We start from the raw sequence: 14,437 nt of genomic DNA, 5'->3' as shown, positions 1-14,437 counted from the left end.
CCTCGAATTGAACGCATTGATGACCTCTGAATGCGAGCATCTTCAGGTCGTTTGGGTATATAAGGTCGGCGCAATGGAAACCACCATGAAAGGCGAGCTGGATTACTTACTGGAAGTGGTCAAAAAAGCGCAGCAGGCTTGCTACGATGCAGGCGCGGTAGAAGTGATCACCAATATCAAAATCCATAGCAAAACAGACGCTGCGACAGATACCTTCTGCACCTATCACCGTGGCGTGACAGAAGCGAACCATATGTTTGTGGAAAAGTAAGAAAGCCAGAAACACAAAATCCACCCGAGGGTGGATTTTTTCGTTTCGATAAAGCCAATAAATACTATTTCAGGGCGTAGACATAAGCCTCAACAACCTTGCCATTTTCACAGGCTGCTCGAGTCAATACTCGCTGGTATCCCTCGCCTTCAAACTCATCTAAGCGTTTCCAGTGTGAAGGTAAGGCTTCTGAATTGAAGATAAACCCTTCCACGTTATCCGATGATTCTTCAAGCACAATACCAGGGTAACCATGCTCTGCCCCCCAGCCTTCCTGTAGCAACTTTCCTTTCACCGATGCAGGCTCCCACGTGCCTGGAACCAGTGCTAATACATGCTCGTTCGGACGCCCAGGTGCCAGCGTTCCATAGACAAATAGACGAGAAACCATCTTCAACTCCTCCAATGGTTTTTTCGCTATCCTAGCACCGGAATTGTAGGTGGATTTTATCGAATTTTAGACGGAATGAAGTTTATATCTGGAAGGTGTCACATCCTGTCCCAACATCAAATAAATGAATAATAATCAAGTATATAGTTGGATATCACTCGCCTTTTTATGCCCTATCCCCCGCGTCTTCACTAGCAAACGTTAACATCTACCCATTACTCTCACACCACAACCACTTAGTGTGTTAAGAACGGGCTCATGACCATGAAGAAACTAATCATCGCTGCTGCTATAGGCCTCACGGCTTTTATCATCTACTCAGAAGCAAACCGTGAACAAAGAGAACGCATTAATTATGCGCAAGCTCTGCCTGAAGCTCCTGCCTTTGAGGCCTCATCAAACTTCGACGGCCAGTGGGAAGGTAAACGTATTGATATCAGCGGCGACAACATCTGCCTCGAAACCCGCATTCTCGGAAGCATTGAAGAAGGCAAAGTCTCCCTTCGCTTGATGTATAACAACACTCTGCTGAAGGGTTGGATTGCCGATGATGGAAAGCTTGAACTCTACAGCGATAACGAGCGCTGGGGTTACGATTTCAAAGGGACGGCGCTAAACGGTCAAATTGATGGCGAATGGAAGGTATCAAACGCACCCTGTCGTGGCTCTTGGAAAGTGGTGAAAATTTAAGCTGAAGTGTTCTGCGAATTTCTTGAGCCTGGATCACCCAGAATCGTCGTTAGGAGTGACTTGAATGTGCTGGACTAGGCAGTAATCATCGTGGTATGGCGTCCAGAACACTGGCTGTAAATAATCTAGATCGTCCAAAAGACACTTTTACGCGATACTTACATCAATCAGATCCTTTACGAAGGGAAGGTTAGCTCACAAGCCTCAAAACCTGGTGATTAGGCTTTAGCCTACAAGCAGTATTCCTATTTAGCGGCTTACACTGCGTGAGAAATCTATAGCACTAGCCTGCGAGTTGACTTTGGAACTTAAATGCTCACATATCCTGTTCCTTCCGGCGTTCTTGGCGTCATAGAGCGCCCTATCTGCCTGGAGGAACAGTTCATTGTAGTCATCACCTTTCTCTGGGTGAATAGAAACGCAGCCCACACTGACGGTGACTACATCCTCTACCGAATCAGGGTGTTTAATACCGAGTGCTTCAACGTTTTCCCGACACCGCTCTGCTACAGATTTTGGGTCGGTGGTGTCAGGCAACAGAATGGCAAATTCCTCCCCACCATACCTGAAGACGCTGTCATGTGAGCGACCTACTGATTTCCGGAGCGCTTCCGCCACGCGTTTTAAGCATAAATCACCGGCCATATGGCCAAAGCTGTCGTTGAAACGTTTGAAATGGTCGATGTCGACAACCAACATAGAAATGTTTGAACCCGTACGAGTAGCCCGCCGCCATTCCAGTCTTAACGAATCATCAAAGTGCCGGCGGTTGTACAAATTGGTGAGAGGATCTCGCAATGATAGATTTTGGAGCTCACAGTTTTTGCACTTTATCAGAGAGATGTATTTGTATATCAAATCCAAATAGGCGACTGACGCAATTGCCAACAACACACCCAACATCAAAATGATATAGGGCTGGGAACTCATACGCTGTGCGATGTAATCATCCGCGATAACAACTTCAAACCGCCAGTCCCTTTCAAATAAGGCATCGATATCAACCGAATAGGCAGCTTCATCGTTGTATGCTTTATCTTCATCATGGACTCTGGCATGCAACAGTGCTTTGTCTTCTCCCGTCAAGTCATACAGCAGGATTTTGATATCATGCGGGATGTTCCCGGCCTCAGATGTCATATACAGATCGCCAATTCGGAATACACCTAAGACAGCACCAAGAAAGAACTCCCGGTGATTAGCGAACGGAGCAAAGCTGTCCCGATAAACGGGATTAAACATCAAAAAGCTTTTCTGACTCTCTTTCTCCTGTACCAACATGAGTGGCTCAGTGACGCTTTCCCGACCACTGTCAATCGCCCGGTTAATTGAGACCAGTCTTGAGACACTGGTAGACATGTCGTAGCCGTGGGCTACTTCATTACCGATGTAAGGTTCCATATAGTAAACGGGGTAGTAGAAATCACGTTCTGCCGCCTTGATAACATTTCCGTTATCGTCAAGCTCAACAAAAGTGAATCCTGCGTGAATATGTTGCAGACGCTGTTCATACTCTTCTCTTTGATTGTTTTGAACCAAGGGCATCCATTCCAGCGCCTGTATGTCAGGATGGCGATCCAAAACTATCTTCGCCTCGTTTCTAAAATCTGAGTAACTGAAGTCCGGATTCTGGCGTAACAAGGCCGTGAGTGTGTGCAAGGCTTCAAACTTCATTGAGAGTGACAGTGTAAATGCTGCTGCTCTCCTCTCCACATCCTGCTGCAGCTCCGCCATAATCACATCTTTCTCAGACTGATAGAGCAAATATGAAAAAAGAAGCGAAAAGCCTATCCCCAAAATCAGGATTACACTCTTTGATATATTGCTTGTGATGACCATTGCCAACTCGTTTGAAAGCTTGCCTTACTTTAAGTGTGGTACATCTGTAGATAATCGTATCAACAATGAGACATTAGTAGCTCACACATAGGTGATGTAAACGAATGCATGATTGCAAGCTCGCATTTGTTCCAAAAGAGATAGGAGGATAGTAGATTTTACAAAGCCAACTCCGGAAGCACTCCAACAACAACTCAACGCGCTAACTTCCTGCCCTAAAGAGGCTCTTTTAGATAAATCTCAGCCGCTTCAGTATCACCACTTCCAATGCAACTACCACGAGCAATGCAACACAGAACAGGGGAAACGCCATCGGGTTTTCAACGCCGGGAATCCCGCCAATGTTGACCCCAAGAAGACCGGTAAAAAAGCCTGCAGGGAGAAAAATACCCGCGATGACAGAAAACAAGTAGGTATTCCTGTTCATCACCTCTGCTTGCTGCTGATTCACATTTGCCTGATAAAGATTGATTTGATCGATATAGAACTCGATTGATTCATTCATTCTGGCGATTGTGTCCAGGCAGTTTTTAAAATGGTTTTTTTGGCCTTTCAGCACTGGCATATCTGCATGAAGCAAATCTTCGAACACGTAACGCTGAGGTTTCAGATAACGCCGTAAACGTAACAATCTTGAATTCAGCGCGTTCAAGGTTTTCAGGTCTGCTGCATCTTCATCTTCCAGATCATCAATACGGTCTTCCACTGGCGAGAGAAAATCGGAAATGATGCCGTTAATCCCATTCGCGATGCCCACCAGCAACTTTGGTAATGTGTGGGGGCCAATCCCTTTCTCCAAGCGCTCAATCAAAATAGATACGGCAGCGGTAGGGACTTTTCGGGTTGAAATAATGGCGCCTTTGAACCAGAGAATTCGAAGACTCAGCATGTCATCCGGTGCAGACCCTTCGTTGAGGTTAATACCACGCAAAATCATCAAAAAGCACTCATCGTGAAATTGCTCGAATCTTGGTCGAGTATCGTCGGTGAGTAGCGAATCGATAATGGCCTCTGGAATTGCATTTTCCTCCAACCAATCACGCAGACCTATCGCATCGCGCTGGCAGTGATACCAGTTATCTGCCGCAATTGGGGAAGCGTTGAGCGCATTTGGCTTCGCTTTACCTTCCGAAAAATTCCAACTGCTGATGATAAAGCCACTCATAAAATATCCCTCTCAAAGTCAGCAAGTTATTAATCATCCAATTCGTTGCTTTCTGCAATCACTTTTTCGGAACCCATTACTTTTGGGCGTAAAAAAGCCCTGCATCGCAGGGCTTTCTGATTCGGCTTAGTTACCCCTTTGCTGGCTCAAACCAGTGGGTGGTTCTGTTTGCAAACCACACTAGAGATAGCATCACGGGGACTTCCACCAGCACGCCCACAACCGTTGCCAATGCCGCACCTGAATGCAAACCAAACAACGAAATCGCGACGGCGACTGCCAGCTCAAAGAAGTTAGACGTACCAATCATCCCAGCAGGAGCTGCAACGTTATGTGGAAGCTTGAGCCATTTGGCTGCACCGTAAGCAATCGCGAAGATGCCGTAAGTTTGAATAAGCAGAGGTATTGCAATCAACAAAATGGTTTGAGGCTGGCTGACGATGGTCTTCGCCTGAAAACCAAACAGCAACACAACAGTGCCAAGAAGTCCCACAATCGACCAAGGCTTTACAGCCGTCAGGAAGCTTTGCAGTTTTTCCTCACCTTTCGCGAGTAAGTGTTTACGAGCCCAAGCACCTGCGACCAGCGGAAGAACAACATACAAGGCAACGGAGAGAATCAAGGTTTCCCAAGGCACCTGAATATCTGTCACACCCAGCAAGAATGCCGTGATAGGGGCGAAAGCAAACACCATAATGAGGTCATTCACTGACACCTGAACCAAAGTGTAATTGGCATCTCCTTTGGTGAGTTGGCTCCATACAAAAACCATGGCGGTACAAGGCGCCACACCAAGAAGAATCATGCCCGCGATGTATTCGCTTGCACTTTGTGGATCAACCCAATCTGCAAAGATGCCTTTGAAAAACAACCAGCCCAACGCTGCCATGGTGAAAGGCTTCACTAACCAGTTGATTACCAGCGTCAGAGCCAGGCCTTTTGGCTTTTTGCCCACGTCTTTTATGGCAGAGAAATCGACCTGAACCATCATCGGGAAGATCATCACCCAAATCAGTACCGCAACCACCAGATTAACGTGCGCAAATTCCAGATTGGCCACCACTTCAAAAGCAGAAGGAACAAGATTTCCAAGCAGTACACCCGCACCAATACACACTGCTACCCACACGGAAAGGTAGCGTTCAAACATCCCCATCATTCAGTCCTAAGTCAGTTTAATATATGAAAATTCATATATATTGAGCCATAAAAACACCATCATCCTGGCTCTCTACTCTTAACAGCAGGTAGAAACGCGCTCTGGGCGATCGCCCATTTTGCATAGGCGGGTCATACATTCTTGCAGGAAGACCGGATTAAAATCGGTCGTCACGGCAAGCACCTCTTTCGCCCACGCCGGCAATGCACTGGAAATGCTGTAGAACACCCACTGGCCCTGACGGCGATCGGTCAGCAGTTGGCATTTACGCAATTGAGCAAGATGACGGGATACTTTTGGCTGGCTTTCTTCGAGCGCTTCCATCAACTCACACACACAAAGCTCCCCTTCCTGTTGCAGCAACATAAGGGTTTTCAGACGGGTTTCATCAGCTAAGCATTTGTAGAAATTAACGGGAGAGATCATTCATATTCACCAGGTCGTTGTTCACCCTGCACACTGTATATATGTTTTTTCATATGTAAAGTGACATTTGGATGTCAGCATCTTCTCTTCACTGAATCAGGCGCAAAGTTGGTTTCGATAATCTCTCGGCGAAGCGCCACTCCACTTACGAAATGCATGACGGAAGTTAGCGGGATCTGAAAAACCCACCCGCTCGGAAATATCTTCAATGCTGATTTGGGTTGAGCGCAGGTAGTGGCGGGCAAGACTGAACCGCACATGATCCAGAATGTCCTGAAACCCGGTGTTTTCATTTTTCAGGTGACGGCGGAGTGTTCGGGAAGACATACCAAGCTCTGAAGAAACCACTTCAATCGACGGATAACGACCGGGGTTTTCCAACAACATCTGGGTAATTTTTTCATTCAACGTCAGCGCACCCGAGACTTTCTCCAGCATCTCATCACAGGATTTAAGACACATACTCAGCGTCATCGGATTTGCGGTTGGCAGCGGCTCATAGAGCTTAGTAGCGTCGAAATGCCATTCAAGGTGTTTGCTGTTGAAATAAACCGGGCAGTGGAAAGTTTCTTCATAGAGTTCGGCATATTCCGGCGCAGGGAAGGGAAAATAAATGGCTTTGGAAGGGAACGGTTGCTGAATCACCTCTTCACACAAACTCAAGATCGCCGCAAACCAGTATTCAGAACAAAACGGCAGCAATGAATCCAGCTCCACCAGCTGATCAGCTCGGAAGTAGCCGACATCGTCTTCTACCCACATGGTTTTCTTGAGCACGGGTCCCGCCAAGCGAAGGTATTTGAAACCCATCATCAAGGCGTCAAGCAAAGTATTGCTGCTGAATACGGCGTAGCCCAGGACGCCAAAGTCGCTAAACCTCGCCTGTTGACCGACCTTCAACCCGAGCCCCGACTCTGAGGTGTTGTTGATGGCATTGCTGAAGGTAGCGAGCTTTTGCATCAGGGTAATGTGGGTATCTGGCGCGTAAAGCCTGTCTTGTTGCAGTCCGGTTCCTTCAAGGAGGGTTTCCATCGGTACGCGATCTTGCAGATAACGGCTTAAAAGCTGCAAATCCAACACGCCACAGGACTTCATGTCTGGCTCATAAACCGCAGTGTACTTCATGGCGCTTCCCCAAGCTGCTCGTCACCGGAAACAGTGATAGGTCTATAAATACCGCAATTTTGTCCGAATATCACCGGATTTTGTCTTTTTGGCACCTGTTCGGGAGTTTGATCCGATGCTGTAATCGAATAGTAAATGACAAAACCATCAGGAATTCGGGCATGAACAGTCAAAGCAGTACCGCACCTTTCTCCCAACACACTGCGCTTAGTGAATTAGAGACGTGGTTTTACGCGCTGAAATCAGCCTATCAGCAAGATACCCAGCCCACACTGGAAGATAGAAAAGCACAGCTTTCCGCGCTGAAAACCCAGCTTCGCCGTTATCAGAACGTGTTGGCTCAGGCCATGAGTGAAGATTTTGGTGGCCGCAGCCATTCTGAATCTCTGATGGCAGATGTGCTGGGGCCGATCCTCGACATCAATCACGTACAAAGTCACCTTCGCCGCTGGATGCGTCCGAAACGCCGCCCAACGGAATGGCTGTTCAAAGGCAACAAACTAGAACTTCGTTACCAGCCGAAAGGGGTGGTTGGCATTATCTGCCCGTGGAATTTCCCGCTTTATCTCTCTTTGGGTCCTTTGATCACCGCGCTCGCTGCGGGCAACCGCTGTATGATCAAAATGCCGCCAAACTGCCCAAAAACCACCTCCGCATTGAAAGCCATGCTAGCGGAAATCTATTCAGAAGATCGTGTTTGCGTTGTGCCGGGCGATCACCCACAGGCAATGGAAATTAGCCATCTGCCGTTTGATCATCTTGTCTTTACCGGATCGCCAAACAGCGGAAAGATCATCATGGCGAACGCAGCGAAGAACCTCACACCAGTCACCCTTGAGCTAGGCGGGAAATCCCCTGCGGTGATCTTTGATGATTACGACATCCAGCAAGCGGCCAGCCGCATTGCCCACGGCAAGAGTTTTAATGCCGGGCAAATCTGTATCGCACCGGACTATGCATTCGTGCCAAACGAAAAAGTGGATGCCTTTGTTGAAGCGCTATCCCGCGCTTACAACAAGATGTATTCAGGAATAGCAGACAACGCTGATTGCACATCCTTGGTCGACAACGCCCAATTCGAACGCTTTCAGGCACTCGTTGAAGACGCCAAAGCCAAAGGTGCCAACATCATCAAATGTCGCGATGACAGCGATAAACGCAAAATGCCGCTGCACATTGCAACCAACCTGTCGCCGGAAATGCGGATTTGTCAGGAAGAAATCTTCGGGCCCCTGCTGCCAGTTCATGGCTACAACAGCCTTGAAGAGGTCGCTGATTACATCACTAACCGCCCAAGACCACTGGCTTGCTACCTGTTCAGTCACGATAAAGAACGTCGGGAATGGATGCTTGAGCGCACCCACAGCGGCGGCGTCACTATCAACGATTGGGGCTGGCATGCCCTTAACCATGCCGTGCCATTTGGTGGCATTGGTAACTCGGGCATTGGCAATTACCACGGCGAAGAGGGCTTTCGCGAACTTAGCCATGCCCGAACCGTTTTGCAGATGCGCCGTTGGTTTCCAATCAGCATATTCGCGCCGCCATATGGCAACCTCGCGCAAAGACTGGTGATGCGACTATTCATCGGCAAACCCGATCCCATGCTTTCCACACAAGACAATGCCAACGCCGCTATTGAAACCCCAAACATCGCTTCTGGACGATAGTGCTCGATAAAAACAAGGCAAACTAAAAGGAAGATAAGGAGTACAAGGAATGCACAATCTTGCTGTCAATCTGGAGCGCAGTGCGGCGCTCTTTTCCGATAAAGTTGCTGTTCGAATGGCCGACACCGCCTTCACCTTCGAACAGCTCAACAAACTCGCCGCCAACGTCGCCCACCACCTGGTTTCACTCGGCTTGGAACCGGGAGACAAAGTTGCCCTCTCCTGTCCCAATATCCCCTACTTCCCCATCGCGTATTACGGCATTCTAAAAGCAGGCTGTGTGGTAGTACCGATGAACGTGTTGTTCAAACCCCGCGAGATTGCCTATCACCTAAATGATTCCGACGCTAAAGCCTATCTCTGTTTTGATGGCACAGAAGAATTGCCGATGGGCACCTTTGGTCAGGAAGGGTTTAAGCACGCGGAAGGCTGCGAGCACTTTGTGTCCATGCCGGGAAATGATTCGTCAGCCCATTCCCTTCAAGCCTGGCTGTCAGAAGCATCAAAGCCATTTGAAGCGGTTTCCCGACTGGGCGATGATACGGCGGTTATCCTCTATACCTCTGGCACCACAGGCCAACCCAAAGGTGCTGAGCTTTCCCACACCAACATGATGACCAATGCCATGGCGTCCCAGAACCTGATGCGTTTGGAATACAGCGACACCACCATGGCCGCGCTGCCACTGTTCCACAGCTTCGGGCAAACCGTGATGATGAATGCCAGCTTGCTCACTGGCGCGACTGTGGTTCTGGTACCCCGCTTTGAACCTGCCAGCGTGATTGAGCAAATCATCGAACATCGGGTGACTGTATTTGCTGGCGTTCCTACCATGTATATCGCCCTGCAACGTGCCAGCGAAGCCTGTGCAGAGAAAGCCGAGAAAGTGCGCCAGAGTCTGCGACTGGGCATTTCTGGCGGTGCCTCTTTGCCTGTTGAAGTGTTGCGCCAGTTTGAAGCCACCTTTGAGCTTCCCATTCTCGAAGGCTATGGCTTGTCTGAAACCGCACCTGTAGCGACTTTCAACCATATCGACAGCGACAGACTTCCCGGTAGTGTCGGCCAACCGCTGTGTGGTCATATGATCAAGATTATCGACTTGGCCGGAAACAGCGTCCCGACAGGCGAGCGCGGTGAAGTGTGCATCAAAAGCCCAAGCGTGATGAAAGGCTATTACAACCGCCCAGAAGCGACGGAAGAAACCTTTGTCGACGGATGGTTCAAAAGTGGTGACATCGGCTATCTCGATGAACACTGCAATCTCTTCATCGTTGATCGCGTGAAAGACATGATCCTGCGTGGTGGCTATAACGTCTATCCGCGTGAAATCGAAGAAGTGATGATGTGTCACCCTGCTATCGAAATGGTAGCTGTGGTGGGCGAACCCCACGAGAGACTTGGCGAAGAAATCCATGCTCATGTACTGTTAAAGCAAGATGCTGAGGTCTGCGAAGAAGCCGAGATTATTGCTTGGTGCAAGGAACAACTGGCGGATTACAAATACCCGCGCCGCGTCATTATCCGTAACAGCTTCCCAATGACCGCAACGGGCAAAATCCTCAAGCGTGACCTCCACCCTTCCAATGACGGAGACGCATAAATGGATAGCTTTGATTACATTGTTGTCGGCGGAGGCTCAGCCGGGTGTGTGATGGCATCCCGCCTGTCCGAAGACCCGACAGTAACTGTCTGCCTGCTGGAAGCCGGCGGCAAGGACACCAGCGCCCTCATCCACACCCCTGTTGGCGTGGTTGCAATGATGCCAACCAAAATCAATAACTGGGGATTTGAAACCGTTCCCCAACCGGGACTAAACGGGCGCAAAGGTTATCAGCCGCGCGGTAAAACCCTCGGTGGTTCGAGCTCAATCAATGCCATGATGTACTGCCGCGGACACCGTTTCGATTACGATCACTGGGCAAGCTTGGGAAACCAAGGCTGGAGCTATGATGAATGCCTGCCGTATTTCAAGAAAGCGGAAAACAACGAAGTTCACCACGATGAGTTTCATGGCAAAGGTGGCCCGCTGAACGTTGCTGAGCTTCGCTCGCCAAGTCCATTGATTGAGCGTTTTCTGGATGCCTGTGAAAGCATTGGCGTACCAAGAAACCCAGATGTGAACGGCGCAGAGCAATTCGGTGCGATGGTGACTCAGGTTACTCAGCTTAATGGTGAACGTTGCAGCGCTGCCAAAGCCTATCTCACGCCCAATCTTAAGCGCCCTAACCTGACTGTGATCACCAATGCCACCACTTGTCGTGTGCTGTTCGAAGGCAAAAAAGCGGTTGGGGTGGAATACGAAAAACAAGGACAACGCGTTCAGATCCGCTCTCAGCAAGAGGTGATCCTGTCAGCCGGTGCGTTTGGTTCACCGCAAATTCTGATGCTTTCAGGTGTCGGGGCGAAAGCTGATCTGGATACCCACGGCATTGAGCAAATTCACGATCTTCCCGGCGTGGGTGAGAACCTGCAGGATCATATCGATCTGGTGCATTCTTATCGCTGTACCGCCAAACGCGACAGCTTTGGTGTCTCGCTGCAAATGGGCGTCGAAATGGCGAAAGCCCTGCCCGAGTGGATGAAAGAACGCAAAGGCAAACTGAGCAGCAATTTCGCAGAAGGTATTAGCTTTTTGCGTTCATCGGATGACGTTGACGTGCCGGATTTAGAAATCGTATTCGTCGTTGGCGTCGTCGACGACCATGCCCGTAAAATTCACGCCAGCCATGGTTTTTGCTCGCACCTCACCCTGCTTCGCCCCAAGAGCATTGGTACCGTAAAACTCAACAGTGCCAATCCTTCGGATTCGCCGCGTATCGACCCCAATTTCTTTGCTGACCCTGATGATATGCGAGTGATGATTGAAGGCTGGAAGAAGCAATATCAATTGCTTGAAAGCGACGCATTTAAAGACATTCGAGGCAAGCCTTTTTATCCGGTCGATGCAACCGATGATGCAGCGATTGAACAGGACATCCGCAACCGCGCTGACACCCAGTATCACCCGATTGGCACCTGCAAAATGGGAACGGAAGAAGACCCAATGGCCGTGGTGGATAACCAGCTTCGTGTTTACGGTTTGGAAGGATTACGCGTGGTGGATGCGTCCATTATGCCGACGCTGGTAGGTGGTAACACTAATGCCCCGACCATTATGATTGCGGAGAAAGTCGCCGACATCATTAAGCAGCAGCGACAAACCTTCACAACCATCGCCAAGGCGAATTAATCACCTTTCAGCGCTTTCTCCACGGCTTTCACGTTGAAGCCGTGGAGAATTTTGTCACCAATCTTTATCACCGGCACGCCGCGCGCTCCCAGCGAGGCGTGCTCTTTTCTGCCTCTTGGTGTACCCACATCGCACAAACGGTAGGCGATTTTCTTGCTGTCGAAATACTGCTTGGCCGACTGGCAGTGCGCGCAGTTTTTGCTGGTGTATAAAACTACTCGTTTCATCTTTTGACCTTAATATTTCAAACAAAGCCCACCTATCTTACTTCAAAATGACTTTCATTATATGCAATTGATCTTGCGCCAGAATAAAAACTGGGGACGTAATAGTAAGCAATATGTTTCAGTAATTTTTATAATGGCAATCTGCGCCTCATCGAGCCCATCCCCAACAATAAATAAAACAATCGTTTTAAATAGACCTGATCAATTCTCTTATTATTTTCATCGAATTCAAGATTCTCATCTGAAAGAACTTAGCATTCATAAACCAACACACTAAATTAGTTCCATCTTATTAATTAATATATCTAATACATTGAGCATTATTAATTAGACACCATTCGATCACTCAATTTAAAAGCTTAATAATGAGACATTTTTATATCAATTTTAACCTTACTATCTTAGTGGTTAAGCATATCATTCAAACAATAAGCATTTCATAAAAACAATTAAAACGTAGATTCAAGTTCTTTAACTACTTTGAGACAAAGGGTGTTTATGAAAAAGCATATTTTGGCAACATTTGTACTGGCAACCTGCGCGTCATCAGACGGGTTCGCGCAATGCTATGGCAACGTCTACGCCATGAACGCAGGACGCGGACACGTAGGTGTTCTTTTGGACATTCAGGAAGATAAGAAAGTGACAGGCGCCTACGATGGCTCACGCGTAGTCAAAAAATCACGTGCGCTCTTCAGTTCGTCGGCAATAGCTTATGACTCAAACAACAATCGTATTTACTACGTTAGTGCTCCAAGGCCGGAAGCTTTCTATGTTCCAGGGCTCGAGGACGAAACCCAGTCTGGCGAGTTTCCAAGCCTTGATTTCCACGCTTCAAAAGTAAAGAAAAACCAGCTTGCCTATTTTGATCCAGAAACAGGCACTCATACCATTGTTGGCGAGACACCTGATGTCTTTCGTATGGCATTTGACTCCGCCACTAACACATTGTTTGGTTCCAATAATCGCGACATTTTTAGTATTAATGTTGATGACGGAACACCGACCAAAATCGCTGAATTTCCTATCGGCATGCGTTCTGGAGGTTACTCCAGTTGGGGAGATTTCGTGTTTTACGAAGGGAAACTCTTATTCGTAACCAACACACGAACCTTTGTCATCAACACAACATCGGGCGAAGTGAAATTACACTCTTTCCATTACGTTAATTTCGTTACCGCCGCCACACTTGACCAAAATGGGCAAATGCTAATTGCTGCAAAAAATCAGAACGTGACCGGGAATGTCAACAGTACTTGGCTTTGGCGTCTGAACCCAGACACAGGAGAAAAAGTGTCTGTCGGGCTTTTCCCGAATCGTATTAGCGCAATGGCAACCAACTCAAGGGAAACTTACAAGTGTTATGAAGGCACTGTATTCCCGAGTGAAACCGTCATCGAAGTCGCTGACGTTTCTGGCGATACTGTGACTGAAGGGCAAAATGCAGACTTTACAATTAACTTTGACAAAGAGATTAAAGCGGTAAAAGAAGTCACCCTCGCTCTTCGCAATGGCACCGGTGTTGCGGGAACAGATTATCTAAGGGATGTCACTGTCAAATTTGGTGATGATAGTACCACAGCCACCTTGACCGATACGGGTGTCGTCGTTGAAGTCCCGCCCGGTGTTTCAAGTATCAGTGTTGCTGTCCCCACAACTGACGATCAGGACGATGAAGATGCAAAAACATTCTTCCTCGATGCTTGGATTAATGAAGACCAAAGTGATAAAGCCTCAGGAACGGCTACCATCAATGACAATGATGAACCATTAGGCGCTTGTAGCCCTGGGGTCAACCTGAAAATGAGAGCTAAAACTAAGTTTGCAACGGCTGATCTCTGGGTGGATTGCGACAAAGGCAGCGTTGTATTTAATGCTACAGGTCAGGTGGAACCTGGAGACATCACTTTGCAATGGACAACAGATTATGGCTTCAACAGTGTGACGAACAATCATGGTAGAGTTACAGGTCATGTGGGATTGACTGAGGTGAAAACACTTCAACAGATCACAGTATATGGCAGTAGTGGGGATGACCGTTCATGTAGTGGTGACATATACGGCAGCAATAGATTCTGGGGGTGGAGTGGAACTATCACTATCAACGATGATGGCACGCAGCAATGCTACCTGAGAATAGCCAATAATTATTGTGATGGAAATGGTGGCAAAGTGAGTGAGGTAGTAGAAAGTTACGATTGTGACTATACCGACTGACTGTAGAACCTAAAGACATAAAAATTGC

The 14,437-nt window shown here is 48.1% G+C and carries 13 protein-coding genes and 1 pseudogene; 7 read left to right on the top strand and 7 right to left on the bottom strand.

The window, feature by feature from the left end; genetic code table 11:
- The first annotated feature begins 19 nt into the window (after nucleotides 1-19).
- Nucleotides 20-271 carry a thiamine-binding protein gene (locus RN22_RS19625; protein WP_082111442.1) on the top strand — a complete coding sequence of 84 codons (252 nt, stop codon included), beginning with the start codon at nucleotides 20-22 and terminating at the stop codon, nucleotides 269-271.
- 64 nt (nucleotides 272-335) lie between these two features.
- Here RN22_RS19625 and RN22_RS19620 read toward each other — a convergent pair whose 3' ends face one another.
- A complete protein-coding gene (locus RN22_RS19620) occupies nucleotides 336-662 on the bottom strand; it encodes a gamma-glutamylcyclotransferase family protein (RefSeq protein WP_046306968.1) in 327 nt (108 codons plus the stop codon).
- 264 nt (nucleotides 663-926) lie between these two features.
- Here RN22_RS19620 and RN22_RS19615 point away from each other — a divergent pair, with 264 nt between their 5' ends.
- Complete coding sequence (locus RN22_RS19615; protein ID WP_046306986.1) at nucleotides 927-1,352, top strand: hypothetical protein; 426 nt, start codon at nucleotides 927-929, stop codon at nucleotides 1,350-1,352.
- Nucleotides 1,353-1,429: 77 nt separating this feature from the next.
- A pseudogene (locus RN22_RS25485) lies at nucleotides 1,430-1,546 on the top strand (damage-inducible protein DinB); the annotation flags it as partial.
- A gap of 55 nt (nucleotides 1,547-1,601) precedes the next feature.
- Here the strand turns inward: RN22_RS25485 and RN22_RS19610 are convergent.
- The 5 genes from RN22_RS19610 to RN22_RS19590 all read right to left on the bottom strand — a co-directional run bounded on the left by RN22_RS19610 (nucleotide 1,602) and on the right by RN22_RS19590 (nucleotide 7,066).
- The gene (locus RN22_RS19610; protein ID WP_046306964.1) at nucleotides 1,602-3,191 is read right to left on the bottom strand and encodes a diguanylate cyclase; all 1,590 of its coding nucleotides are present in this window, start codon (nucleotides 3,189-3,191) and stop codon (nucleotides 1,602-1,604) included.
- Nucleotides 3,192-3,420: 229 nt separating this feature from the next.
- Nucleotides 3,421-4,356: a CorA family divalent cation transporter gene (locus tag RN22_RS19605; RefSeq protein WP_046306963.1), complete on the bottom strand. Its 936-nt coding sequence runs from the start codon at nucleotides 4,354-4,356 to the stop codon at nucleotides 3,421-3,423.
- A 130-nt stretch (nucleotides 4,357-4,486) separates the two neighbouring features.
- Nucleotides 4,487-5,512 (bottom strand): ACR3 family arsenite efflux transporter, encoded by a 1,026-nt coding sequence (gene arsB / locus RN22_RS19600; protein ID WP_046306961.1) that lies wholly within the window; start codon nucleotides 5,510-5,512, stop codon nucleotides 4,487-4,489.
- An 81-nt stretch (nucleotides 5,513-5,593) separates the two neighbouring features.
- Entirely contained in the window at nucleotides 5,594-5,941 is a 348-nt protein-coding gene (locus RN22_RS19595; RefSeq protein WP_197076323.1) for a metalloregulator ArsR/SmtB family transcription factor, read from the bottom strand.
- A 96-nt stretch (nucleotides 5,942-6,037) separates the two neighbouring features.
- On the bottom strand, nucleotides 6,038-7,066 hold the full coding sequence (locus tag RN22_RS19590; protein WP_046306959.1) for an AraC family transcriptional regulator: 1,029 nt from the start codon (nucleotides 7,064-7,066) through the stop codon (nucleotides 6,038-6,040).
- 161 nt (nucleotides 7,067-7,227) lie between these two features.
- Between RN22_RS19590 and RN22_RS19585 the strand changes: the two genes are divergently transcribed.
- Genes RN22_RS19585 through RN22_RS19575 form a run of 3 tightly spaced genes read left to right on the top strand, consistent with a single transcriptional unit; the run spans nucleotide 7,228 to nucleotide 11,965 of the window.
- Nucleotides 7,228-8,736, top strand: coding sequence for a coniferyl aldehyde dehydrogenase (locus RN22_RS19585; RefSeq protein WP_046306952.1), 1,509 nt, complete (start codon nucleotides 7,228-7,230; stop codon nucleotides 8,734-8,736).
- 49 nt (nucleotides 8,737-8,785) lie between these two features.
- On the top strand, nucleotides 8,786-10,336 hold the full coding sequence (locus RN22_RS19580; RefSeq protein WP_046306950.1) for a long-chain fatty acid--CoA ligase: 1,551 nt from the start codon (nucleotides 8,786-8,788) through the stop codon (nucleotides 10,334-10,336).
- Nucleotides 10,337-11,965 (top strand): GMC family oxidoreductase, encoded by a 1,629-nt coding sequence (locus RN22_RS19575; protein WP_046306949.1) that lies wholly within the window; start codon nucleotides 10,337-10,339, stop codon nucleotides 11,963-11,965. It begins immediately after the preceding gene.
- Here the strand turns inward: RN22_RS19575 and RN22_RS19570 are convergent.
- Nucleotides 11,962-12,192 (bottom strand): glutaredoxin family protein, encoded by a 231-nt coding sequence (locus RN22_RS19570; RefSeq protein WP_046306948.1) that lies wholly within the window; start codon nucleotides 12,190-12,192, stop codon nucleotides 11,962-11,964. The two genes, RN22_RS19575 and RN22_RS19570, sit on opposite strands and share 4 nt — an antisense overlap.
- 498 nt (nucleotides 12,193-12,690) lie before the next feature.
- Here RN22_RS19570 and RN22_RS19565 point away from each other — a divergent pair, with 498 nt between their 5' ends.
- Complete coding sequence (locus RN22_RS19565; protein WP_046306947.1) at nucleotides 12,691-14,409, top strand: hypothetical protein; 1,719 nt, start codon at nucleotides 12,691-12,693, stop codon at nucleotides 14,407-14,409.
- The last annotated feature ends 28 nt before the right edge of the window (nucleotides 14,410-14,437 follow it).

Origin of the sequence: Grimontia sp. AD028 (assembly GCF_000973155.1) — a bacterium.
GTDB classification, from domain to species: Bacteria; Pseudomonadota; Gammaproteobacteria; order Enterobacterales; family Vibrionaceae; genus Enterovibrio; species Enterovibrio indicus.
Note: the sequence above shows the minus strand (reverse complement) of the source record. Positions and strands in the feature narration are given on the sequence as shown.

Bases quoted from the DNA above. Each gene is read 5' to 3' on its own strand.
- RN22_RS19565 (WP_046306947.1), top strand. From the start codon at position 12,691: ATGAAAAAGCATATTTTGGCAACATTTGTACTGGCAACCTGCGCGTCA.
- RN22_RS19610 (WP_046306964.1), bottom strand. From the start codon at position 3,191: ATGGTCATCACAAGCAATATATCAAAGAGTGTAATCCTGATTTTGGGG.
- RN22_RS19570 (WP_046306948.1), bottom strand. From the start codon at position 12,192: ATGAAACGAGTAGTTTTATACACCAGCAAAAACTGCGCGCACTGCCAG.
- RN22_RS19590 (WP_046306959.1), bottom strand. From the start codon at position 7,066: ATGAAGTACACTGCGGTTTATGAGCCAGACATGAAGTCCTGTGGCGTG.
- RN22_RS19595 (WP_197076323.1), bottom strand. From the start codon at position 5,941: ATGATCTCTCCCGTTAATTTCTACAAATGCTTAGCTGATGAAACCCGT.
- RN22_RS19575 (WP_046306949.1), top strand. From the start codon at position 10,337: ATGGATAGCTTTGATTACATTGTTGTCGGCGGAGGCTCAGCCGGGTGT.
- RN22_RS19580 (WP_046306950.1), top strand. From the start codon at position 8,786: ATGCACAATCTTGCTGTCAATCTGGAGCGCAGTGCGGCGCTCTTTTCC.
- RN22_RS19625 (WP_082111442.1), top strand. From the start codon at position 20: ATGACCTCTGAATGCGAGCATCTTCAGGTCGTTTGGGTATATAAGGTC.
- arsB (WP_046306961.1), bottom strand. From the start codon at position 5,512: ATGGGGATGTTTGAACGCTACCTTTCCGTGTGGGTAGCAGTGTGTATT.
- RN22_RS19605 (WP_046306963.1), bottom strand. From the start codon at position 4,356: ATGAGTGGCTTTATCATCAGCAGTTGGAATTTTTCGGAAGGTAAAGCG.
- RN22_RS19615 (WP_046306986.1), top strand. From the start codon at position 927: ATGAAGAAACTAATCATCGCTGCTGCTATAGGCCTCACGGCTTTTATC.
- RN22_RS19585 (WP_046306952.1), top strand. From the start codon at position 7,228: ATGAACAGTCAAAGCAGTACCGCACCTTTCTCCCAACACACTGCGCTT.
- RN22_RS19620 (WP_046306968.1), bottom strand. From the start codon at position 662: ATGGTTTCTCGTCTATTTGTCTATGGAACGCTGGCACCTGGGCGTCCG.